At 53.6% G+C, this 23,372-nt stretch carries 26 protein-coding genes; 9 read left to right on the top strand and 17 right to left on the bottom strand.

Going from position 1 to position 23,372, the window contains the following annotated elements; all coding sequences use genetic code 11:
* Positions 1-51: 51 nt before the first annotated feature.
* Genes HS105_04525 through HS105_04545 form a run of 5 tightly spaced genes read left to right on the top strand, consistent with a single transcriptional unit; the run spans position 52 to position 2,078 of the window.
* Complete coding sequence (locus HS105_04525) at positions 52-852, top strand: class II aldolase/adducin family protein (GenBank protein MBE7515865.1); 801 nt, start codon at positions 52-54, stop codon at positions 850-852.
* 43 nt (positions 853-895) lie between these two features.
* Positions 896-1,174 carry an ethanolamine utilization microcompartment protein EutM gene (eutM, locus tag HS105_04530; protein ID MBE7515866.1) on the top strand — a complete coding sequence of 93 codons (279 nt, stop codon included), beginning with the start codon at positions 896-898 and terminating at the stop codon, positions 1,172-1,174.
* A gap of 15 nt (positions 1,175-1,189) precedes the next feature.
* The gene (locus HS105_04535) at positions 1,190-1,459 is read left to right on the top strand and encodes a EutN/CcmL family microcompartment protein (GenBank protein MBE7515867.1); all 270 of its coding nucleotides are present in this window, start codon (positions 1,190-1,192) and stop codon (positions 1,457-1,459) included.
* A gap of 30 nt (positions 1,460-1,489) precedes the next feature.
* Positions 1,490-1,774 (top strand): EutN/CcmL family microcompartment protein, encoded by a 285-nt coding sequence (locus HS105_04540; GenBank protein MBE7515868.1) that lies wholly within the window; start codon positions 1,490-1,492, stop codon positions 1,772-1,774.
* A gap of 31 nt (positions 1,775-1,805) precedes the next feature.
* Positions 1,806-2,078: an ethanolamine utilization protein EutN gene (locus HS105_04545; GenBank protein MBE7515869.1), complete on the top strand. Its 273-nt coding sequence runs from the start codon at positions 1,806-1,808 to the stop codon at positions 2,076-2,078.
* Between the two features lie 113 nt (positions 2,079-2,191).
* Here HS105_04545 and HS105_04550 read toward each other — a convergent pair whose 3' ends face one another.
* The 5 genes from HS105_04550 to HS105_04570 all read right to left on the bottom strand — a co-directional run bounded on the left by HS105_04550 (position 2,192) and on the right by HS105_04570 (position 6,961).
* A complete protein-coding gene (locus tag HS105_04550; protein MBE7515870.1) occupies positions 2,192-2,818 on the bottom strand; it encodes a LemA family protein in 627 nt (208 codons plus the stop codon).
* Between the two features lie 15 nt (positions 2,819-2,833).
* Entirely contained in the window at positions 2,834-3,556 is a 723-nt protein-coding gene (locus HS105_04555) for a hypothetical protein (GenBank protein ID MBE7515871.1), read from the bottom strand.
* Positions 3,557-3,580: 24 nt separating this feature from the next.
* Positions 3,581-4,450, bottom strand: a complete 870-nt coding sequence (locus tag HS105_04560) for a TPM domain-containing protein (protein MBE7515872.1) — start codon at positions 4,448-4,450, stop codon at positions 3,581-3,583.
* A gap of 77 nt (positions 4,451-4,527) precedes the next feature.
* On the bottom strand, positions 4,528-6,276 hold the full coding sequence (dnaX, locus tag HS105_04565) for a DNA polymerase III subunit gamma/tau (protein MBE7515873.1): 1,749 nt from the start codon (positions 6,274-6,276) through the stop codon (positions 4,528-4,530).
* A gap of 142 nt (positions 6,277-6,418) precedes the next feature.
* Positions 6,419-6,961, bottom strand: coding sequence for a DUF4878 domain-containing protein (locus HS105_04570; GenBank protein MBE7515874.1), 543 nt, complete (start codon positions 6,959-6,961; stop codon positions 6,419-6,421).
* A gap of 49 nt (positions 6,962-7,010) precedes the next feature.
* Here HS105_04570 and HS105_04575 point away from each other — a divergent pair, with 49 nt between their 5' ends.
* Complete coding sequence (locus HS105_04575; protein MBE7515875.1) at positions 7,011-7,571, top strand: hypothetical protein; 561 nt, start codon at positions 7,011-7,013, stop codon at positions 7,569-7,571.
* A 1-nt stretch (position 7,572) separates the two neighbouring features.
* Here HS105_04575 and HS105_04580 read toward each other — a convergent pair whose 3' ends face one another.
* Positions 7,573-8,814 (bottom strand): hypothetical protein, encoded by a 1,242-nt coding sequence (locus HS105_04580; protein ID MBE7515876.1) that lies wholly within the window; start codon positions 8,812-8,814, stop codon positions 7,573-7,575.
* Between the two features lie 207 nt (positions 8,815-9,021).
* On the opposite strand from HS105_04580, the gene glmM reads away from it, so the two are divergent.
* The 3 genes from glmM to HS105_04595 are packed head-to-tail and all read left to right on the top strand — an operon-like array spanning position 9,022 to position 11,941.
* Positions 9,022-10,374: a phosphoglucosamine mutase gene (gene glmM, locus HS105_04585; protein ID MBE7515877.1), complete on the top strand. Its 1,353-nt coding sequence runs from the start codon at positions 9,022-9,024 to the stop codon at positions 10,372-10,374.
* Positions 10,375-11,490 (top strand): 3-dehydroquinate synthase, encoded by a 1,116-nt coding sequence (aroB, locus tag HS105_04590; GenBank protein ID MBE7515878.1) that lies wholly within the window; start codon positions 10,375-10,377, stop codon positions 11,488-11,490. It begins immediately after the preceding gene.
* A 46-nt stretch (positions 11,491-11,536) separates the two neighbouring features.
* The gene (locus HS105_04595) at positions 11,537-11,941 is read left to right on the top strand and encodes a hypothetical protein (protein ID MBE7515879.1); all 405 of its coding nucleotides are present in this window, start codon (positions 11,537-11,539) and stop codon (positions 11,939-11,941) included.
* Positions 11,942-12,082: 141 nt separating this feature from the next.
* Here the strand turns inward: HS105_04595 and HS105_04600 are convergent, their stop codons facing one another.
* The 11 genes from HS105_04600 to HS105_04650 all read right to left on the bottom strand — a co-directional run bounded on the left by HS105_04600 (position 12,083) and on the right by HS105_04650 (position 23,273).
* Positions 12,083-13,342 carry a VWA domain-containing protein gene (locus HS105_04600; protein MBE7515880.1) on the bottom strand — a complete coding sequence of 420 codons (1,260 nt, stop codon included), beginning with the start codon at positions 13,340-13,342 and terminating at the stop codon, positions 12,083-12,085.
* 125 nt (positions 13,343-13,467) lie between these two features.
* Complete coding sequence (locus HS105_04605) at positions 13,468-14,211, bottom strand: hypothetical protein (GenBank protein ID MBE7515881.1); 744 nt, start codon at positions 14,209-14,211, stop codon at positions 13,468-13,470.
* 516 nt (positions 14,212-14,727) lie between these two features.
* Positions 14,728-17,391, bottom strand: coding sequence for a hypothetical protein (locus tag HS105_04610; GenBank protein ID MBE7515882.1), 2,664 nt, complete (start codon positions 17,389-17,391; stop codon positions 14,728-14,730).
* A 122-nt stretch (positions 17,392-17,513) separates the two neighbouring features.
* Entirely contained in the window at positions 17,514-18,074 is a 561-nt protein-coding gene (frr, locus tag HS105_04615; GenBank protein ID MBE7515883.1) for a ribosome recycling factor, read from the bottom strand.
* Complete coding sequence (locus HS105_04620; protein MBE7515884.1) at positions 18,071-18,796, bottom strand: UMP kinase; 726 nt, start codon at positions 18,794-18,796, stop codon at positions 18,071-18,073. Before HS105_04620 ends, frr begins: the two co-directional genes overlap by 4 nt.
* Before the next feature lie 64 nt (positions 18,797-18,860).
* A complete protein-coding gene (tsf, locus tag HS105_04625) occupies positions 18,861-19,523 on the bottom strand; it encodes a translation elongation factor Ts (GenBank protein MBE7515885.1) in 663 nt (220 codons plus the stop codon).
* Between the two features lie 94 nt (positions 19,524-19,617).
* Positions 19,618-20,571 carry a 30S ribosomal protein S2 gene (rpsB, locus tag HS105_04630; protein ID MBE7515886.1) on the bottom strand — a complete coding sequence of 318 codons (954 nt, stop codon included), beginning with the start codon at positions 20,569-20,571 and terminating at the stop codon, positions 19,618-19,620.
* A 115-nt stretch (positions 20,572-20,686) separates the two neighbouring features.
* Complete coding sequence (rpsI, locus tag HS105_04635; GenBank protein ID MBE7515887.1) at positions 20,687-21,079, bottom strand: 30S ribosomal protein S9; 393 nt, start codon at positions 21,077-21,079, stop codon at positions 20,687-20,689.
* Positions 21,080-21,081: 2 nt separating this feature from the next.
* Positions 21,082-21,516 (bottom strand): 50S ribosomal protein L13, encoded by a 435-nt coding sequence (rplM, locus tag HS105_04640; protein MBE7515888.1) that lies wholly within the window; start codon positions 21,514-21,516, stop codon positions 21,082-21,084.
* Between the two features lie 144 nt (positions 21,517-21,660).
* A complete protein-coding gene (locus HS105_04645) occupies positions 21,661-22,194 on the bottom strand; it encodes an NUDIX hydrolase (protein MBE7515889.1) in 534 nt (177 codons plus the stop codon).
* Positions 22,195-22,223: 29 nt separating this feature from the next.
* Positions 22,224-23,273: a hypothetical protein gene (locus tag HS105_04650; GenBank protein MBE7515890.1), complete on the bottom strand. Its 1,050-nt coding sequence runs from the start codon at positions 23,271-23,273 to the stop codon at positions 22,224-22,226.
* Positions 23,274-23,372 lie beyond the last annotated feature (99 nt).

Raw genomic sequence — 23,372 nt, forward strand, 5'->3', positions numbered from 1 at the left:
GCCGATTAACACCGCGCCTGCGGGCTGTGTTAATCTGTGGTTTCTTTGTTTATGGACGAGTTACAAGCCAGAAAACTCATCATTGAGATCGGCAGACTGCTGTATGATCGCAGCTACGTGGTTGCATCCGACGGCAACGTAAGCATCCGCCTCGATGAGAATACCGTGCTTGCTACACCGACGATGACATGTAAGGGCCGCATGACCGAAAGCGGCCTTGTACTCACGGATATGGAGGGCCGTGCTTTGTCGGAGGGCCGTGCATCAAGCGAACTTGCAATGCACCTGCTCATTTACAAGATGCGGCCCGATATTATGTCCGTATGCCATGCCCATCCGCCGTACGGAACGGCCTTTGCCGTCGCAGGACTTCCGATCGATCAGCCGATCCTTTCTGAAGTCATACTGACGCTGGGCTGCGTTCCGTTGGCCGGTTACGGTACGCCCTCGACAAGGGAACTGACCGAGAAGATGAAGCCTTTTATCGAAAATCACAACGCATTGCTCATGGCGAATCACGGGGCGGTAGCCTACGGCTCTGACGCATGGCAGGCGTTCGATCGGCTTGAAACCCTCGAACACACGGCAAAGATCGCAATATTGGCTCGTACGCTCGGCGGGGCGAACGACCTGCCGGCCGATGCCATAAAGAAACTTGTAAATATCAGGGAAAAGGCCGGTTATCTTACAGAAAAGGCACGCTGCCAATCGTGCGGCTACCTCCATGAGCAAGGCATCGTCTGTGAACGCGATGTCGCAGAACGCTCTGCCAGCGATCACGACGGGCAGCGAGTATCGCTAACTCGCGAACAATTGATCGAGCTTTTGAGCAGGGCGGCCAATTTGAGTTAAACTTACGGTTCGGATCGGTAACCTAACATTAGGAGTTAACTAGATGCAGGAAGCATTGGGAATGGTTGAAACAAAGGGCCTCGTCGCAATGATCGAGGCCTCGGATGCAATGGTCAAGGCGGCGAACGTGCAGCTTGTCGGCTATGAGAAGATCGGAGCGGGATTTGTTACCGCGATCGTCCGCGGCGATGTCGCTGCGGTCAAGGCGGCGACAGATGCCGGTGCGGCTGCGGCACGCCGTGTCGGCGAGCTTGTGAGCGTGCACGTGATACCGCGTCCGCACGCGAGCGTTGACGAAACGCTGCCGGTGGTCAAAAAGTAGTCATCAGGCATTCAGATGATAATCGCGCGGATATTGGGCACGGTTGTGTCCACTCAAAAGGATGAACGCCTTCAAGGCAAAAAGCTGCTCATCGTAAAGCCGATCAACCTGGACGGCAGCGACCAAAGCGGCTATATCGTTTCTGTGGATACGGTCGGTGCGGGCTTTGATGAAAAGGTGCTCGTGGTCGGCGGTTCGTCTGCACGTATGGCCGAAGGGAACAAGGACTGTCCGGTCGATTCCGCCATTATCGGCGTCATCGACGAGATCGACCACAGCGGCTAGGCAGCCGAGCGCGTTCGTAAGTTTTTTCGTATGCAGATAGCACGAGTTATCGGAACTTTGGTTTCGACAGTGAAGAACGAGGCGCTTAGCGGCCGAAAGCTCTTGATCGTCGAAACGCTTGACGCCGACTTGAAGCCAAAGGGTAAGCCAACTATCGCACTCGATGCGGTCGGTGCGGGCGTCGGCGAACTCGTCTTTTGGTGCCGCGGCAAAGAAGCCTCATTCCCGTTCAAGCGTGATGAGATCCCGACCGATTGCACCATCGTCGGCATTATTGACTCCGACAAGCATGTACGGAACGGCGAACACCGCTAGCACCGTTCTGCGACGTGCAGATATCTTTCAAATGCTTCTAGCCCGTGTCATCGGAAACATCGTTGCAACGCACAAAAATCAGCGTTATGAGGGTACGCGCGCGATGCTCTGCCGCCAGATCACGCCCGAAGGTGAGGATATGGATTACACATGTATCGCTCTTGACTCGGTCGATTCCGGTGAGGGCGACATAGTTTTGATCGCGCAAGAAGGCTGGTCGGCATCGACCGCTTCGACGGGAAAGCCCGGAGCGGCGATCGACTCGGCGATAGTCGGCGTTATCGATCGGATCGACCTGATCTGAACGCCCCGCATCCGCGCCGGATTTAGGACAGATCGAAGTTTCAAAGGGAAAAGGCTTACCGGCATCGAACCGGTAAGCCTTTTGTCATCCGGCGTTCGTTCGCGAGGGCAATGCTACTTATTGCCCTCGGGCTTTCGAAGCGAATTCGCATCGCCGACGGTCGGCACGGTCTTGCCCTTATCGTCAGCTTGGAAATACGGCTCTTCCTTAAAGCCCATGATCCATGCCGTGATAACCGCAGGGAACGAGTTCCGCGTCGTGTTGTACGCCTGCACCACATCGTTGTAATCGATGCGTGCGGTGTTTATGCGGTTTTCCGTACCTGAAAGCTCGTCCTGAACCTTCATAAATGCCTCACTCGAACGAAGCTGCGGATAATTCTCCTGTAAGCTGAGCAGCCTGCCGATCGTGCCGCCGAACGAGTTGTTCGCCTCGATGATCGCCTGCTTCTGTTCCGGCGACTTATCACCGTCGGGGCCTTGCGGAGCTGCCTGCTGCGCGTTCAGAAGCCGCGAACGTGCATCGGAGATCTGCCCGAAAACCTCCTGTTCATTCACAGCGGACATTTTTGCGGTTTCGATAAGATTCGGTATCAGATCGGCGCGACGCTGCATCGCGCTTTCGACATTTGACCATTTGGCCTTTACTGCCTGCTGTTTTGCGGTCAGGTCGTTATAGCTGCATCCGCTCATCGAAAAAGCAGCGATCAGCAGTGCCGACAATATCAGTATTCTTTTCATAGACTTCTCCTTAAACTATTTTTCTAAAGCATCCACGGCGGCGATAACCCGCTCGATCTGTTTCAAATACTCGCCAAACAGGCCGTTTGCCGAGCTCTCGTCAAGTTTCGGTTCATCAACATTCTTACGGATGCTGAAAATTTTTTCAAATGGCTCAATGTCAAGAGTGAATTCTTTAGCGGCCATTGCAACTATATCGCGTTTTTTTGCGGGCGGCGTCTTTCCGCTGATCAATAGGGCCGCTCCGAACAATGCCGCAAAGCTGGATAAGCTCTCCGCCATGAGGCGTTTCAAACCGTCAACCGTGTGCGACGCCGGAATGTATTGCTGGCGAAGCTTCAGCAGTTTGCTGCGAAGCTCATACTCTGTCTGAAGCCGCAGAAAGGTATCGGAGATCTTTAGATCATCGAGCAGGTCGGGGCCGTACAAGACCGCGCGCGAAGCGCTCATCTGGTGAAACTCGATCGGAAATACATCCGCAGCGTTCTTAAGCTCAGAAACTGTAAAATAAACCGGTGCAGGGTGCCCGAGCCTCGTCCATTCCCGCACGCAGGCGTATGCATTACGAAGATCTTCCGGCCCGATATGGTCGAGAGCGATCAGGATGTTATGATCGGACATTTTCGGCACGTAATCGCCGGCGGCGGTCGATCCGAAAAGGATCACCGAAACCAGGTTCGTTCCATGGGTCGAACGCAGATCGTCAATAAATGCGTCAAAGTGATGATTCATTTCCATTGGATCACTCCATTTCTGCTTGCCTTACCAGTCTCCGCCGGCACCGCCTCCGCCGAAGTCTCCGCCGCCGCCAAAGCCGCCCCAATCTGAACCGCCGGAAGAGCCGCCCCAATCTGACGACGAGCTGCCCGAACTGCTGCTGTTCGCGATGGCGTCAATTATCCACGGGATCGAGGCCGCTGCGGCATCGCCGAATCCGCCGCTTCGCCAGCCTCCGCTTGATCCTCCGCCGGGGGGCGTTTGTCGTCGCGACAGGAAGAGGATCAGCATCAACAGGCCAAAAATGAACGCTGCGATACAGCAGCCGACGATACATGCACCGTCATTCTCAGAACTGCCGGAAGTGCCCGACGGCGCGGGTTCACCCGACTGTTTTGCTTGAATCGTTCTAATATAGGCATCGACCGTGTCACTGATGCCTTTTGAATAGTTCCCTTGTTTGAACTGCGGTACCAGATATTGCCGCTGAAGGCTTCCGACAACGCCGTCCGGCAGTTCGTCTTCGAGGTCTTTGCTGACCTGTGTAAAGTATTTGCGGTCGTCGATCGCTATAAAAAGCAGCGCACTCGGGTTGTCGTCTGCCTTTGAGCCGATCTTCCAGCCGCGCGCAACGGCGAGCGAATAATCAAAAATATCTCTGTCGCCCGTCGTTTTTATGACGGCGACCGCGATCTCGACCGACGGGTTCGTCGTGTCACGGAAATTACGGAGTTTGGTTTCTAACTGCTGTTTGGCCGCTTGATCCATGACTCCGACGTAGTCATTTACAAAGCCGGTCGGCGAAGGCAGCGGCGAGACATTCTGAGACCAGCCGGTGCTTTGCTGCGCCGGAATTGACGCAATGGCCGCCAATAACACGGCAACGATCGCAACAATACGCAGTTCATATCTCATAGGTCCAATGCTGATAACGACTCGCCGCCGCATCCAATATCTGCCGCAAAGTGTACGACGCAAAGCCTTAGATGCGGTCAAACCCGCTTTGCGTCAATGATGCGTGCGCGGAAGGTTCGTTTGATCATCCTTACCGTCGGATGTGCGTCGGCGTACGCGATCAATTCCTCCGTCGTCGCGTCAGGGCCAAGCGTCGGCAGTTCAACAGGTTCATCTTTTGGCCTATCGGGCAGCAAATGGGACAGGTCGCGTGCGGGAGCGGCCGCAGCACCTCCTGAAACTGTCATCGGCCGTGCTTGTACGATATCTTTGAACCATTCGCTTATCATCGCCGAAGCTCCGTTGATCGGTTTCAGGGGTTCGCCTTCGGCGGCGAGTGCTTCGTCGTACGCATCATCGAGTTTGTCATCCGGTGTATGAGCCAATTCTTCGCTTGAAAGGCGCGCTAACCGAGGCGAGCGGATCGGTGCGTACGATGCGGCCTGTCGGGTGTCAGGTTCGATCGGTGCAGGCGGCTCAATTACGGGCTGGGGCCGTTCGGGTTTAGTCTCCTCGTGATCGCCGCGGCCTTTCGATGCGCCCGCTTTCGACGGGTTCGCGGCCCCAATAACGGCCGGTTCGTTCTCAATTAAAGTTTTTTTTTCCGCCGAGGCCGCCGGAGCAGAGCCTTCGAGTCGCGTAAGGCGTTCGATTATCGCTTCCAGCGGCTTTACACGCCGCATCTCGATCAGCTTTACGAGGCCGATCTCGAGTGTGTGCCGCGCGTGAGCGGCCTCGCGGAGTTTGGTCTCGGTTTCTGCAAGGGAATTGAAGAAACGTAAAAGGTCAGCCTCTGTGAACGGGGAACTCAAGGCTTCCAATATAGAGCTGTCGGCAACTGAGCCTTCCATCAGCTTTTCAGAAGCTCCGGCGACCTTAAAGACCAGAAGGTCACGAAGTGTGCCGAGTAGGTCGCGGCAGAAGTTGCGCAGGTCGTGGCCGCGTGTCATCAGATCGTCCACCACGTTGAGAATTGCTCCGGAATCTTTATCCGCGATCGCACGGATCACCGTCGCCAAGGTATCGGAGCTTGCGAGGCCCAAAGCCCTGGTTACATCGTCCGAAGTGATCTTTTCGCCCGAAAAGCTGATAACTTGATCGAAGTTGCTCTGCGCATCGCGCATCGAACCTTCGCCTGAACGGGCGATCTCGCGAAGTGCATCGTCGGTAACATCGATATTTTCAGAATCAGCGATCAGCCTCAGCCGGTCGAATATCTTTGACGAGGCGATCGTTCGAAAATCGAACTCCTGACACCGCGAAAGGATCGTTTCGGGCACTTTGTGCAGTTCGGTCGTCGCAAGCACGAAGATGACCGTGTCCGGCGGTTCTTCCAGCGTTTTCAAAAGCGCGTTGAACGCGGGCTTCGATAGCTGATGCACCTCGTCGATGATAAAGACCTTGTAGCGGTCGCGTGCCGGTTTGAAGTTGATGCTTTCGAGTATCGTCTCGCGAACCTCGCCGATGCCGGTATGCGAAGCCGCATCGATCTCAAGCACGTCGAGCGAACGGCCTTCTGAGATCTCGATGCACGACGCACACGCATCGTCTGCAAGCGTCGAGCAGGGCGTAAGGTTCGGCTTGTCGGTCTTATGGCAGTTGACAGCCTTTGCAAGGATGCGGGCTGTCGTCGTCTTCCCGACACCGCGCGAACCCGAGAACACATAGGCATGGTGGAGCCGATCGTGTTCGAGTGCGTTACGCAGCGTTTGCGTAACGACCTCCTGGCCCGTTACCTCTTCAAAGGTCTGCGGCCTCCACTTGCGGGCTATCACCTGATAGGACATCGGAATAAGGATATAGGATTAGCTCGAAACTATAAAGTCCTGCAGTATTCTTAGATCGGCTCAACGCAAATATGAACGTAAAAGGCTGCCTGCGGCCGGTGCAGGCAGCTCTTGACCTCGTAACGATAGGTTGCCTGAAACGCTATTTTGCGGCGTTGGCCGGTGCGGTCTTATCGCTCTTTACGGTATCGAGCGTCGGGCTGCGATTCGTCATCTTCCACTCGCCGCCTTCTTTTACAAAGACGATCGCAAAACCGTTCGGATAGAGCGAACTTACAAGCTTTGCGACTGCCGAATCACCGTTGATCACCTCGTTCTTTACGGTGCATTCGCCGGTCGGAATATCATCCTCAAGGAACTTTAGCAGGCTCTTGATATTCTCGGCTTTCATCTGCTCGTCAAAGTTCTTGAGTGTATCGGAGCTGTAAACCTTGCGGACCGCCGCTTCATCCTTCTTTTTCAGAGCTTCGCAAAATGCTTTGTACACCGGTGTAAGCGTCGGCGCATCGTTATTGGACGGATCGGGTGTCGGCGTTATGACGGTTACTGCATTGGCGTTTTGACTTGTTGATGAGACGCCGGAGTTGGAGTTGTTTGCCGGCACGTTGCCCGCAGGCCCGCCTCCGCAGGATGCGACAAAAGTAACCGTCAGGAAAATGACCGAACAAAAAGTAACTGCTTTCATAATATTTCTCTCAGAAAATGTGTTCAATGAGTATAATAAACTTCAAAAAATGAGTAAGACAAGCGTCACAACATTCAGAAGAAGTTTCTTGGCCGAAGGGCTGCCCGATCCGTTGACAAGGGCAAGCAGCCATTTACAGATCTTTGACAATTATTTTATCAACACGCGCCTTCGTTCACGTCGAATACGCGACCCGCAGGCGAATTCGATAGCGCACGTCCTGCAGCTCGTATCATCGAATGCGGACACCGGCTGCCGGATCATCAATACTGCCGAACTGCATCTGAATGAACCGGAGTTATCTTTATTTGATAGGTTCGGCGGGCGAGAGATACGCAAGAACCGCTATTTTCACGAGGTTGACGGACGCAACTGGTACTTCGACATTTACCTCGGCGAACCGCACGGCCTGTGCATTGCGATCGTTGATTCGTTATCCGAGGCCGATGCCGCGGCGATAGAGCCGCCGCCATTCGCCTTGTTCGAGATCACGAACAATGAGTTTTTTGAAGGTGCGAGCCTCGTCGATCGAACTGCGGCCGATATCGCTGCCGAAGTATCGAATTTGGGAGCGAGTGACCCGATACAGGCTCACGTTGCCGACGAATGAATTATTTCTTGCGCGGACTCAGCGGCACAAGGCTCTCCAATGAATCCCATATCTGCAGATAGATCTTTGTCTCACGCGGGATCAGTGTTTCCCAATCAGCACCGCCGCGGTTAATATAGCCGGGCAGACGAGCCGGATTTGAGTTATAACCCGCCGCCATCAGATGTTCTTGGCGCGCGATGCCGGTTGCAAGGGCGTTTTGCACCGTTGCGTTCGATGACAGGTCGTTCCACGTCATCTGCATATAAAGCAGCATCGCTTGCGTAGCATTGACGTGGTTGCGCATTCCCTCGACGAAGTCCGGCATCAATGCGGCATTCGGAAATCTGGCGCGGATCATACGATACGTCGCCGGTATCATTTGCACCATTCCGCCGGCACCCGCCGAACTTACCGAATAACGGTATGTCTGACCCTCATTTAGAGCGTAAAGCGTAAAGATGTCGTTAAAGATATTCGCGTGCGGCTCAGTGCGGAACCTCAAATGATCGACGTGCTCGACCGTTGACAGCCGCTCGGCAAAATCGGCAACCTTAGGTTCTATCGAGTAGCCTTTGCTGCGAAGCTGTTCGCGAGCGATGTCGATGGTATTGCGGACATAAAAACGCCCGGCGTTGACCACTTCCGAGGTGATGATACCCGGATGAGTTGACATATAATATGCAGTTTCGATAAACCTTCCGTTCTTTTCGACGGGATACTGGATCATCAGCGGCAAATGGCGGATGCCGTTAGAATCTGTGATCGTGATGGGCGTATTAACGCCGTTCGCCCTGATGGTTTGCTTGGTTACCTGTTTTCCGTTCAAAGTGATGCCCAAGACCGGGGTCAACGGCGTCAGGAAATCGTTCTTGCTTAATACAAGATAGTCGATGGTCCGTTCGCGCTCATCGTAAAATGCAATGCGGACAAGACTGTTGGGCGTTTCCGACTCGACCGAAGCGGTAGCGATCGGCCGCGTCTGCATAAAACGCTTGGCTTCAGCGATCTTTGACTTGATCTGTGCAAAGCTCAGGCCTTTTTGATTCAGGTTACTCCCCGCGACAGTCTGCGGATAAATGCTCTGCTTTTGTTGAGAGGCTACGATCGGCGTCGGCGTGGCGATCGGTTTAGATTGCGGTATGGCTTGCGGCAGCGTCGATGTTACGACCACTCGAGGCGACTCGTTGCCAAGTTGAGCAAAAGCTGACGATGCAGTAAGGAGCAAAAGGCCAAAGACCGCTAAAATTTTCATAACTGTCATTTGGAGAGAGGTGCCGCGTGATAGTAACTTCTCTGAAAGCTTGCGGCCGCAGTTATAAGATTCGCCCATTGTGTATGCGGTTGTCAATAGATTTCGAATTATTTATCGGATATATTTACAATGCTTATGTTTAATTTAATTGGAAGTCACTGCCAGGATAATGTATAACTAGGCTTTCGCATCGAGCGTGTGGTGCAGTATATCCTTATGGATCAACTATTTGGAACGGACGGAATACGCGGCATAGCGGGTGAATTCCCGCTTGATGATCATACGGTTTGCCTTATCGGAGCGGCCGTGGCGAGGCAATTTCGCGAAAATTTAGGCCGCGCCCCGAAGTTTGTTACGGGCCGTGATACGCGCGAATCGGGAGCGAGGCTCGAGGCGGCGTTTCATTCGGGTGCGGAAAGTGAAGGTGCGGTCTGCGAATCGGCGGCCGTTATCACGACGCCCGGAGTGGCATTCTTGACGCAGAGATTCGGTTATGATGCGGGCGTCGTTATCAGTGCGTCGCACAACCCGTTTCGCGACAATGGTATCAAGATCTTTCAGCCGTCGGGCAGGAAGCTTGATGAAATGACCGAACGCATGATCGAAGCGGAGGTCTTTGAGGCGACGGGCGAAGAAGAGTTCATGGTAACTCATGCCCTTCCGTCCGAACGCTGGTCGGAGTTTCGAGATGCGTATCTCGATCACTTGGTTAAGATCGCCGACGGATTGTCGCTCAAGGGCAGGCGGATCGTGCTTGATTGTGCGAACGGAGCGGCCTCAACACTGGCACCGGAATTGTTTGCCGGACTTGGTGCAGAAACGATCGATCTTCATTGCGAACCGACGGGCCGCAACATCAATGAAGACTGCGGTTCGACACATATCCACGAACTCCGGCGGGAAGTTGCTTCGCGTAATGCAGATCTCGGTATCGCCTTTGATGGTGATGCCGACCGAGCGTTATTTGTCGATGAGAACGGCGAACTGATCGATGGTGATTCGACCCTTTGGATCATTGGGCGTCAGTTGAAACAACGCGGCGACCTTAAGAACGGCAAGGTCGTGGCAACCGTGATGAGCAATGTCGGCCTCGAACTGGCCCTTTCCGGTGAGGGAATAGCGCTCGAACGCACTTCCGTGGGCGACAAATTCGTTCTTGAGGAACTTTTGAACAGCGGCTCGGAGATCGGCGGCGAACAGTCCGGTCATGTGATATTCCCGCAGCTAAGCCTTGTCGGCGACGGTATGGCGACCGCACTTCTGCTGCTGAAGGCGGCAGAAAGCTTCGGAGGCTCGCTGGCTGAGGCAGCAAAGGGCTTTACGCGGTATCCGCAGACGCTTAAGAAAGCTGCCGTGCGCGAGAAGATACCTTTTGAGAATGTGACCGAGATCGCATCTTTAGCAAAGCAGATCGAGAGCGAGATCAAGGCGGCAGGCAGCGGCCGCTTGCTGCTGCGCTACTCGGGGACAGAGAATGTCGCTCGCGTTATGATCGAGGGCGAAGACCAGTCTTTGATCGAGGAGCAGGCCGCGCGGCTCGTAGAGGTGATCGAATCGGTGCTTGGTTAGATGTCTTTGTCGATCCGTATCAACACGTCCGGAAACGAAAGTTCGTACGACGCGGCCTTCGGTAAAGGCCTTGACGCGTGCGGGCATTGGGCACGCAAATGCCTTGGTAAGAGTTCTTCAAAGATCTGTCTCGTTTCTGATGCTAACGTAAGCAAGCTGTACGCCCGGACGGTTGAATCGGCATTGCAGGCGCAAGGTTTTTCGGTGTCGCAGCACATCGTGAGGCCGGGCGAAAGAGCAAAAAGCATATCTTCGCTGACAAAGACGCTCGACGCGCTCGGAACTGCCGAACTTACCCGGAGTGATGCCGTTGTCGCTCTCGGCGGCGGCGTGGTAGGTGACCTCGCGGGCTTTGCCGCGAGCATTTATCAACGCGGCATCCGCTTTCTGCAGGTGCCGACGTCGCTTCTTGCGATGGTCGATTCGTCTGTCGGCGGCAAGACAGGCGTAAACAGCAAATTCGGCAAGAATACCATCGGAGCCTTTCACCAACCTTCGGGCGTTCTAATTGTACCGGCAGTGCTTTCAACGCTTCCGCGCCGAGAGATGACCGCAGGCCTTTGCGAAATGGTCAAACACGCCGCTATCAGTGGTACCGAGCTGATGGATAAGACCGAACTTTACCTTGAAACGCACGATGACTTGCTGCTCGAAGAACTGATCGCAGGCAACATCGCGTTCAAAGCGAAGATCGTGCGAGGTGACGAACGCGAGGCGCCCGAACGCCGTGACGGTCGTTCGCGTATGGTGCTTAATTTTGGCCACACGCTCGCCCACGCACTCGAAAAGGTTACGAATTATCGCTATTTTCGCCACGGCGAGGCTGTCGGCTACGGCATTTTATACGCTGCCGAGCTGTCAAAAAGTCTTGATTTGTTATCAAATGCTGAAGTAAACTTGTTGTACGGTGTTGTGCATCGTGTCGGAAAACTCCCGACACTGGCGAACATCGATGCAGACGAGGTCATTCGGGCCTTCGTTCTTGATAAAAAGAATGTGGCCGGCGGGTTGAGGCTGATTTTGCTGAAAGGCATCGGCGATCCGTGCATTGTTGACGGCAAGGACATTTCAAGACGTACGCAAAGGTCTGCATTTGAACACCTTCTTGCTCGCTGAGCACAAGAAAGGCCCTCTCGAAGTCCTTTGAGGAGGTTGACCAAGAATGAACAAAACAAACAGAGAACGTTCCACGGAACGAGGCAGTGCCGGTGTGAAGCTCTTGATCGCGTTAGCCGTGATCGCACTTTTGGGTAACGCCGGTTATAACTATGTGCCTGTGGCTTACGATGCCGAGGCTCTCCGTACGGAGATGTCAACGGCGGTACTTCAGGGGCTTGCAATGCCCGGAAAGATGAATCCGGTCGATAATGTCAAAGCTCGCATCCAAAAGGCGATGGTGACCCAGGGAGCACCGGCCGATGCCACGCTGAATGTTACTCAGAATGGGAACATGCTGACGGCACGGGTCACATATACCAAAGACGTTCCGATCGTTCCCTTTGGCATATACAACTACAAATACGTCTTTGATCACACCGCGACACCGACGGGTTTTCTCGAAAAATAGCGAAGGAAAATGCCGGGTATCTATGCTCGGCGTAAGGCCGGAAGCTGTCCGAAAGCGAAGGCTTCATGATCGCACGGCATTAGCGATGTGCCGTGCGTAATTTTGCGCTCGCTCGCTGCTCACAGTCGAGCGACGCAATGATCACTTTTTCTTCTTGTCCTTTGCGTCACCCGGAGCAATGTAATACGGCCTGTGCTGTACGACATACGTTTTATCGTCGTAAACTCCGTCGCCGTCAACATCGACCTTTACCTGCAGTTTATTCTTAGATCCCGGAGCGCGCGGCTCGATCACATCATACGAAAGGCTGTATTGATTCCGCAATCTTGCATTGATCTCGGCAAGATATGCCGGAACTTCGCCTTCAAAGGTCATGGCATAATGCAGCCCGCCCGATTCCTTCGCGATGGTGTCCATGGCAACTCTCGCCATTTGGAACGTCATTCGGCCGGGCGATCCATCGATACCGTCAAGGGCAGGCAGGTACGGCTCGTAGCGTTTGTAAAAAAGATTTCCGGTGCTGATCACGTAGATCGGAATGCCTGCCTCTCGGATCACACGTCGAACCTCGTCATAGTTCGATTTGCTGAACGTGTCGATCCCGCTTGCGACGAGTATTATCGCCTTTCGCTTTGCATTCAGGCGTGCCATACCTTCGTACTGCGCGGTCCGGTCTTTTGAATCTTCAAGCACGACGGTGTCGCCGACGCCGCCGATGAGCGTAAATTTAAGAGCATCCCAAAGGTTGTTCTCGCGGTACGCCGGCCTGTTACGGAGCAATATCTCGACGGCCTGCCGCAGCCTTTGCGGATCGTTCGTAAAATCGGTGATCGGTGTCGGGCGTATGTCGAATGCTATCACAGATGCATTGTCATTCGGCGGCTTAATAAAATTCGAGAGGAAATATGCGACAGGGCGAATCACCTCGTAAGTTCCCGGTTCCCAATAGCCGCTGCCGGCACGGCCGAGGATCTCGGTCCAACGGCTGTATTCAACAACAAGCGAGACGGTGATAGGTGATTCGGGTGTTGAGAATTCGGATATCTGCTGCTTTACGCCGTTCTCAAAGACCGCAAAATTCTCCTTCCTCAATCCAGTCAGAATGTTGCCGTTCTTCTTGTTGACGACTACGGCCTCGATCGTAACAATGTTGGTATCCACCTTCTCGACGTCAGGGTCGATAATGGCGTTCTTTTCCTCTTCGGCTCGTTTCTTGGCTTCTTCAGCCGCACGCTTTTCTTCGTCGGTCAAAGGCCGCGGACGATCGTTCTTTTTGCCGTCACCCACCGATGCATCAGGCCGCTGAGGACGCGACTGCGCGGCCGCCAGTACGCCGGAGCCGGCAACAATAAAAATGGCAAAACTTATGGCGAAAAATGAGCGAAGAGAACGGTACTTCATTAAATACTCCCGGTGCCGCAGCATAAAGGTTAGATACAGATTGTGCGATTTTCGTTGGTTAAAGGCAAATAAAAAGGCCGGACTCGCTCTTGGCGGCCGGCCATTTGCTGCTTTTGAAAGTCGGCCTATTGACCGTCAGGGATGATCTGCACCTTCACGGCAAATGAGCCCGAATTATCATCCAAGTTGCCTTCGTTAATGCCGAGGAATAGCGAGCCGTCACGCGTCGCGGTGATCTCGCGGTCAGCGCCGATATATATGAAGTCATTATTATCGTCGCCGATGACCGCTATCAGCGCGCCGGTTGGTACATTCTTCAAGAGTTTGTTCGGATCATCGAGATCAGAAAGGCCCGAGGCGGTCGTCTTACGGCCCTTTCCCAGCGAAACGGTGCCGTCGCCGGAGATGTGTATGCGTTGTCCTTTTTTGACGACCCAACCCGTATTCGTCCAGCCGTTCGACGTATTGTCGGCCAAGACCTTTACATTCCACTCGATCGGTTTGACGGGAGCCGAAGATGTCTTTTTGGCAGGCTGCGACGCCGGTACTGAGTTATCATTGGCGATCACGACACGCGGAGGCTCACTCGGCGTGTATGAGGCGTTTCGATTTGACGGATCAGCAGCGGCGGGCCTAAGGTTCTGATCAAAAATTATCGAATCGATCTCGGCGGCGCTGAATGACAGTTGGCGGCTCCGCTGCCCTTCACCGATCACGATAGTGAATTTCCCATTTGCGAAAGAGGTTATCGTACCCTTGAAGATACTGCCGTCCTTCAGGCGTATCGTGTCGGCGAACGTCGCAGCACTGATGCAAAGAATGAGCAGTGCGAGAAATGTTGTTCGGATAATCAGGTTGCCTTTTGACATACTTTCCTCCTGAAGCAAAAACGTTCATGCAGCGGGCAAAGCCATGGCGGCCGCGGTTCAGACGTTATGTTGATGAATCTTTTCGGATCTCGGTTGCAGCATTTACGCGCAGACGATAAACACTAACGACGATGATACAATGAAAACTTAAGGTTGTAAATGAATTTATTTGCTGCAGATCGTTGAAAGCAAAGAGCGTATCTAAGATGCTGAATTGTTTTCCACAGAAACAGGCGTCCTGTGGAAAACTCTTCTGCCGCAAGACTCAGGAAGGGTTCGCAACAGGCCGATCCGTCCAACTCCTTGTGCTTCCAAGCATTTGGTCCAATGTATCTGTCTGTTGCTCTTGAGCCTCAAGCGCAACAGGCCATCTAGAATTTGTCACGTCGTCAGCCCTCTAGTGGGCGGCGCTTATAAACGGACGCCGAAGTCATTCAAGGCGTCGGGACGATCGTTTCGGTCAAGGCTTTCATAGGGCATTAGTTGTACTTCAAATGCCGGTCGAAACAAGAAATGCTACTGATCCTCGTCCGGCTGATCGAGTTTCCTTGTCCATTCGCTCGACGCATAGCTCTTCTTCATCACGGCCGCGATCTTATTTTGAAGGTCTTCGTTACTGCCGCAACCGTATTTTGTCCAGCCATTGGCCTGATGAGCGATATAAAGTGCCTCCGCCACCCTTTTGTCCGCAGGAGCGGCCTTTGCCCATGCGAGGACACGTTCGGCAAGCATTTGCGGAGCATTGCCGAGATCCAGCATTTTTTTCCGTTCAAGGCCGGCCTGTCGCTTCATTTCGGCGGTTATGAACGGCGGCGGCGTCAGACGCTCGTCGGTGTCGCTCTCGGATCCGCTGCTGCCGTCGGCGTCCTCATTCTCAAGCGAGTATGTACACCACCAGTCATTATCGTCCCACATACCGAAGTCGTTGTCCGTCTTTCCGGTGCCGTCCTCGACGAACGGACTCAGGATCGGATTTTTTAAGACGAAATATAGGATCGCTCTGTCCTGTGAGGGTTGAGTAGTGGCAGATGTGATCGCATCGAGCTGCTGAGCCATTTCAGGATGGCCGTGTGCAAGGATCGGCGTTACCGCGAGTACCGTTGCCTTATCATCGAGAAGCCATGCGCGTGTCCATACGGCGATCGCGAAATTCGCTTTCAGACTCTCTGGCAGAGCATCTGAATCGAGTGCCTGTTTGAGTGCCCGGAGAGAGAAGTTCGTATTTATCAGATCAACCGACGCGCGATCGAGCATCGGCCGCTCGTTGAATTCGCGCTGGAGCTTATATGATTCCTCGATCTTTTGTTCAAATTCCTCGCGGGTTCCTTTTTCGTATTCAGGATCATAATACGATTTCTGATCCGCTATCAGGTTGTCGAGTGTGTTGACGCTTCCGCTGAAGTCCCATGCGTATGGTTTACGAAGAGACGTTCGAATGAACTCATCCATACTGCCGGCAAGTCGTCGTTTCAGATCGCTGAAGCTGTTTCGCGTTGAGATCGGCAAGTTGTCCTCAAATTGCGTAACGTCGTCTATGATCTTACGTGCTTCCGCCGTTTTGCCGAGGTCGAGCAGGAGTCGCGTGTGGTGAAATGCGATCGTCTGATAGGCGGGCGATGATGTACTTACATTCTGAGCGGCCTCGAAAAGGCGCGGCAGGCCTGAGTAGTTGGTTCGAGCCTGCGAAAGTGCCGACATAAGCCATATCTCCGAACCGGTATCGGAGAATTTCTTTAGCGAATGAAGGTACGCTTCGGGCGTGCTCGTTTGGAACGTATAAAGCCAATCGGTCAGATCATCGCCTCGAAGGAACGCCGGAAGGTCCCCAAGGCTCAGCTGCTCATCCGTGTACCAACCGCCTTCGTATTCGTTCGCTATTCCGGAAGAATATCTGTTCGAGTATGCCGAAGCGCGCTCTTCTCGTACGCTCTTTTTCTGGGCATCCGTGAGCGGTTTCCCGAGTTCTCGCTCGGCCGCGCCGATCGCGTCCGCATCGGTTGCATTCTCATCAATAATTATCTGGACCGATCTGCTGTTGGCGTCGTCCCACCAATTTAGCGCCAGTTTGCCCGGAGGCACTGCTGACTCAGAGTTATTCGTCGGCCAAGGCGTCGGAACGGGTTCACCTTTCTTTGCGGCCTCCTCTGCCTCCGTACGCTTGCGGATCTTCTCGAACGTCTCGTTCTCGTATTTATCAAGGAGCCATGTGTAATCGATCACATCTTGTTTGAAGTTATCATTGTTGGGTCGATAGGCGAGTGTCTGTGCCAATTCGAGCACTCGCTGTTCGGGATGAAGGCGGTACTTGACCAAATTGAGAAGGCGGTTCGCCGACGGCGCGAACTTTCCTGTAGGCGAAATGAAATGGTCGAGCTTTGCCTCTGCTTCTTCATAATAGGGAAGTGCCGCAGCCGGATTGCCTGCCAGGCTCGCTTGACGGATCAGCGTTCGGGCAACGAGATAATCAGCGGTCTCTGCCCAAGGCGATTCCGTATCAAGAGCGATATCCTGAAAGCGTTTCTTGGCCGAGTTATAGTCCAACGAATAGAACTCCGCCGCGGCTTGCTGATAGGCGCGATCTTTTTGAAGCCATGTCGGCGAACCGACGGGAGCCTCACCGGGAAGGCTCCGGCCGCTCGCACAATTACGAAAAACATCATCCTGAGCCATGACCCAATCCTTAACGCTCGTATCCGCGGCACCGTGCTCGGCAATGCGTGAGGCAAGTGTTGCCGTCGCCGTCTCGAAGGCATTTACGGCACAGTTCGGAAAGAAGTTATAGCCTCCGTAGGAGCGCTCGGTGTAGATGTCTGGCAGTTTTTCGTCCTTCGGCATCACTTCTTTACGCTTTTCGACCCAAGCTTTGATCGCAGCAGTGTTGTTATCGCCTTCTTCAAAGTCGCGGTCGATCTGGGCTTTCCATATTTCGGTGAGAGCCTTTTGTTCATCGGGCGAAAAACTGCCGCCATTGACATATCGATATGCGGTGAGAAGCAAAGCGCGGCCAAAACCGGGCTTTACGATGCCAAGCTGTCCCGCCGCGTAGTTGGTGTACGGATATTCCGGCGAATTCTTGCTGTTGAAAACCGGCGATATGTAGCCCGGCCCGCACGGGAACACGGCTGAAAGCAAAAATCCGATAAGGAGAAGCAGCGTCAAGAAACTTGGTCGATCTTTCATTTATCACACCCCTGAGCGTTACCAATATAACCCGAGATGCGGGCGTTTGAAAGTATCAGACGAAATGAAAAAGGCCCGGGATGCCGGAAGCATCCCGGGCCGAACGATCAGATCCGACAGTTTCAGACGCTCATTATTTCCTGTTCCTTATTCTTGGCGAGTTCGTCCAGCTTACTTATATAGCTGTTCGTAAGTTTTTGTACGTCGTCGAGGCTGCTGCGTTCCTCATCCTCAGATATTGCCTTATCCTTCTGAAGTTTCTTCAGATTGTCATTTGCTTGATGCCGCAGATTGCGAACGGCGATCCGATGTTCTTCGGCAACCTCGTGGACCTGCTTAGCGAACTGCTTGCGCCGCTCTTCGTTAAGAGCCGGAACAGCAAGGCGGATTATCTTGCCGTCGTTGGACGGATTAAATCCAAGATTCGCCGCTATGATGGCCTTCTCGATCGCTCCGAGCTGTGAGGCGTCCCACGGTTGAACGGTCATCAGCTGTGCTTCCGGAACGGCCACAGACGCCATTTGATTTAAGGGCGTCGGCGTGCCGTAATAATCAACGATGATGCCGTCCAACAGCCCGACGGTTGCGCGTCCTGTACGAATATTACTGAGTTTACGCTTGAAATCCTCGATAACAGCGTTCATTTTCGGATCGGTTTGTTTTACGATGTCTTGTCCGCTCATATATGACCTCCGACGAGTGTTCCAATGGCAGTATCGCCCTCGAGGGCCTTTACTATATTGCCCGCTTTACGCATATTGAAGACCATTATAGGCAAGTTATGCTCCATACAAAGTGAGATCGCAGATGCATCCATAACCTTCAGTTCTTTCTCAAGCACTTCTCGATACGTTATGCGGTCGTAGCGTGTGGCATCGGGCACCTTCATAGGATCGGCGGAGTAGATGCCGTCCACTTTTGTTCCCTTGAGGATCACATCGGCCCCTATCTCCAACGCCCGAAGTGCCGCGGCCGAGTCGGTCGTAAAATACGGATTGCCTGTTCCCGCCGCAAAGATGACGACCCGCTTCTTTTCAAGATGGCGTATCGCACGCCTTCGGATAAAAGGTTCGGCAAGCTGCGGAATATCGATCGCCGACATTGCCCGCGTATAGACACCTTGCTTTTCGAGCGCATCTTGCAGGACGACCGCATTCATTACGGTCGCAAGCATGCCGATGTAGTCGGCGGCCGCGCGATCCATATTTCCCGCGGATTCGGAAACGCCGCGAAAGATATTGCCGCCGCCTACTACAACAGCGATCTCAGCACCCATGTCGTGTGCCGTCTTAAGCTCAGATGCGACGGATTCTGCAACCTTCGTGTCAATGCCGTAGGAATGCATGCCCATCAGGGCTTCACCCGAGAGTTTCAGAAGAATGCGTTTGAAGACCGGAGTCGCCATAATGTGCAATTTTACCCGCCGCTAAGCCCGCTCGGACGTTCATGCCGCCGACCAAGGAACGAACTCAGCCGACCATTGATGCCACTTCCGAGGCAAAGTCATCCTGTTTCTTTTCGATGCCTTCGCCCATTTTGAACCGTGAAAAACGTCGGATCGAGATGTTCTCTTTGATCGATGCGATCTTTTCGGTAACAAGGTCGCCGACGGTCTTTGACGGGTCTTTTACAAAAGGCTGATCGATAAGAACATTGTCCTCGTAGAACTTGTTCAATCGGCCGTCGATGATCTTTGCGAGGACATCATCCGGCTTGTTCGCGTTCTTCGGATCGTTCTTTAGCTGTTCCATCAGGATCTCGCGTTCTTTGTCGAGTATGTCCGCAGGGACCTCTTCGCGCGTCGCGTAACGCGGATCTGAGGCTGCGATGTGCATTGCGACATCCTTTACTAACTGCTGGAACTCGTCACCGCGGGCGACGAAATCGCTCTCGCAGTTGATCTCCACAAGCACGCCGACCTTGCCGCCCATGTGAATGTACGAGCCGACGGCACCCTCCGCCGTAACGCGGCCCGCTTTCTTGCCCGCGGTCGCCATTCCTTTCTTGCGGAGGATCTCCATTGCCGCTCCTTCATCGCCGTTAGCCTCAACGAGAGCGTTTTTGCAATCGATCATTCCCGCACCGGATCTTTCTCTAAGTGCTTTTACCGCACTTGCCGTAACTTCTGCCATAAATAACTCCAAAATAATGACTATTCAAAGAAAAGCGTAGCCAATTTTACCGACAACGGAAAACGAGCCACGCTAGAAAACTAAAAAGTTCTTGTTAACTTGAGGCCGCTTCGGCGTCGTCTCCGTTGTCTTTTTCGGCGGACGGCGCAGCATCATCCGATGTTTCTGCAACAGGAGCGTCTGCGGCATCATCTTCGATATCTTCTTCCTCGTCCTCAGCGATCTCAGGCGATTCCATTTCCGCGCGGTCATCATCACTGAGGTACGCGGCCGGTATCACAATGCTCGATTCCGGCTCAGTTCCCGAAGGTTCTTCACTATCATCGGTCGATTCCGTAACCGGAACGCCGCCTTCCGTGCCGATCTGCCTTCCTTCAATGATCGCGTCGGCGATGCGTGAAGCAAACAAGCGTATCGCCCGCAAAGCGTCATCGTTTCCGGGGATAACGAGGTCAATGTCCTCCGGCGAACAGTTGGTATCGACGACAGCGACGATCGGTATATTCAGCCGGTTCGCTTCTTTGATCGCGATATCCTCTTTTCTGACATCGATCACGAACATCAGGTCGGGCATGCCGTTCATATCCTTGATGCCCGCGAGGTTCTTCATAAGGCTTTCGTGCTCACGGTCGAGTTTGAGGCGCTCCTTCTTTGTAAGCATCTCAAAGCGGCCATCCTCACGCATTGCCTCGATATCTTTCAGCTTCTGGATCGAACGCTGAACCGTCTGGTAGTTGGTCAAAAGGCCGCCGAGCCAGCGGTTATTCACATAGAACTGGCCGCAGCGCTCCGCTTCTTCCTTGATCGCATCCTGAGCCTGACGTTTCGTGCCGACGAAAAGCACCTTCTGGTTGGGGCGCTGTGAAAGTGATTCGGTAACCCAATTAAGGGCATCGCGGAAAAGCTTTTGCGTCTTTTGAAGGTCAATAATATAAATGCCGTTGCGCTCACCAAAGATGTATTCCTTCATCTTCGGGTTCCAACGGCGAACTTGGTGACCAAAATGAACTCCTGCTTCCAGAAGCTCTTTCATTGTAACTGTAGCCAAACTATTGTCTCCTTGGTTTATGTACTCGACAAGACGGCTATGAACCAAGTTGCTTGTCGATGGATTTACAGCTCAGGAACTCGGCACGGCGCCGAATTCCTGAGTTGTGTAAAAATTATCTCTTCGAGAACTGGAATCTCGCACGAGCGCCCTTCTGACCGTATTTCTTACGTTCTTTCTGGCGCGGATCACGCGTTACCAGTCCCGCCTTTTTCAGCGTAGGACGCAGGTCTGCGTTGAATTCCATCAACGCACGCGTAATACCGTGGCGAACCGCGCCGGCCTGTCCGGCCGTGCCGCCGCCGTCAACGGTAACAAGAATGTCGAATTTCTCAGCAGTTTCGGTCAAGCGAAGCGGCTGGCGAATGATCATTCGAAGAGCTTCATTCGGGAAATAGGTGTCAAAATCACGCTTATTGACCGTGATGTTGCCCGTGCCCGGACGAAGGTAAACGCGAGCTGTGGATGTCTTTCTGCGGCCTGTGCCGTAATACTGAATGTCTGCCATAACTAGATCTCGATCGCCTCAGGTTTCTGCGCGGCATGGCGATGCTCGGCATCTGCATAAACCTTTAATTTCTTTGCCATTGCTTTGCCCAGCTTGGTCTTCGGCAGCATGCCCTTAACGGCAAGCTCGATCACCTTCTCAGGCTTTTTCTCGAACATTTCCTTTACCGAAACTTCGCGCAGGCCGCCCGGATACAGCGTATGGCGGCGGTAAAGCTTCTGCTCATTCTTTGCTCCCGTAAAGATCGCGTGGCGTGCATTTATCACTACGCAATGGTCGCCCATATCAAGGAACGGCGTCCATGCAGGATTATTCTTGCCCGAAAGGATGCGGGCAACCTCGGTCGCCAAGCGCCCGACGGTCTTGCCCTTTGCATCGACCACAAGCCATTTGCGGTTATCTGCCAAACCCTTACCGCTGGGGAAATAAGTACTCATAACTCACACACACAAATCGAACTTTCCGCAAAAATGCGAACTGACAGGATATCGAAATGTGAGTTCTGCGTCAAATACCGATTACGTCTTTACCGTGCGTTCGACAGAAGCGGCGGCGCGTTGATCGGCTGCAAAAACGGCAACTCATACGTCAACAACGCTGCGATGAGTATACAGCAAAAGCCCGACGATGGTCTTTGCGTCCTGTATCTCGCCGGTCGAGATCATTTTGACCGCGTCTGCAAGAGGTAAACGCAGGATCTCGACAATTTCGTCATCGTCGAGGTTTTGTGCGGTTCTGGCAAGCTTCGCGGCAAGAAAAAGATGCATCTTCTCGGTCAGAAAGCCCGGCGAGACGTAGAATTCGCTCAATTTCCTGACAGTCTCCGCCCGAAAGCCGACCTCTTCTTCCAACTCACGTCTCGCTGCCTGCTCAAAGGTTTCGCCGGGTTCGATGCCGCCGGCCGGAAGTTCGAGGGTGATGCCGCCGACCGCATGACGATATTGCCTTACAAGAGCGACCGTTCCATCCTCAAAGACCGGCACAATGACCGCACTTCCGCGATGCACAACAATATCACGTTCATATTCAATGTCACCCTCACGAATAACGTCTGTTCGGACATCGAAGATGCGGCCGTGAAAACGGTCACAAGACGAGATGGTTTGAGTTTTCATACTTGAGCGCGCGGCCCGCCGTGTCGCGGTCAATACGTCGCTTCTTTGATGAGCTTGCCGTTCTCCCACGTGCCCCACTTGACCCGGCCGCTGTTCGGTGTCTTGCCGTCATTGCTGAACCTGTACGTGCCCCACCCGTGAGGCTGTCCTTTGACGAAGTCGCCCTCGTATTCGTCGCCTTTTGTATCACCGTCGAGCATGACGAGTTTGCCTTTTCCGGTCATATTTCCGCGAAGGAAATCGCCGGTGTAGATCGACACGATCATATTGAACCGGCCCTTCCCATGGAAGATGCCCTTGAAAACCTCGCCCTCATAGACCTTGCCGTTCGCGAAACGGTACACGCACGTCCCGGTCATCTCGCCGTCGAAGAAACTCCCTTCGTACACATCGCCGTTCTTCTTTTCGAGTTTGCCCTTGCCCGTCGGCCGGTCGAGCTTATCGACCTGGCCGGTGTAAATATCGCCGTTCGGCATCTCGATCCGCTTCGTGGCAACGGCGAGCTTTGACCCTTCGACGACCGCATCCTGCAGCATCTTGCTATAAGCCTTGTCGGCCATCTCCTTGATGTAGCCGTCGATAAAAGGGTCCTTGGGGTCGAACTTCTTCTGCCGCTCGTAATATGCCTTTGCGTTCCTGTAATCGCCTTCATTCGCAAAGGCCATCGCAAGATTCCTCGCCGCCATAGAGGCGCAGGGATTTCCGCGAGGCTCGCTGTGAGCGGCAAGGATCGGTTCGATCTGGTCACGCCATGCCCCGATATTTGCGAACGGCTTCCAATAGCCGTAATGGAACTGCGCGCAGATATTGTTAGGATAGGTCTTCAGCAGACTTGCCCAGTGCGGCATCGGATCGGGTATGCCGGCAACACCCTTTGCACGGTCCTGAGCCATCGACAGGAGTGCGACACGCAGCGAGGTGTAGGCCTTCACGTTCCACTGGTCCGCCGCGATCGCCTGCTCGGCCTGCCGAACCTCAGCAAGATAATTTTGGCCCGCGGGCGAGACGGCTTGTGCGAAAATAAAAGCCGGTGTAAGACAAAGGGCGACGAGTAAAACTGCTTTTAAGGATGATCTCATTTTGTAACTCAGTGATGGAAAATATTCTTTATCGGCAACAGATTAACAAGGCACCGCAACGTGTCGCAACACACAGCCGCATAATCGCTATCTACTGCT

Source organism: Chloracidobacterium sp. (assembly GCA_015075585.1).
Lineage (GTDB): Bacteria > Acidobacteriota > Blastocatellia > Pyrinomonadales > Pyrinomonadaceae > OLB17.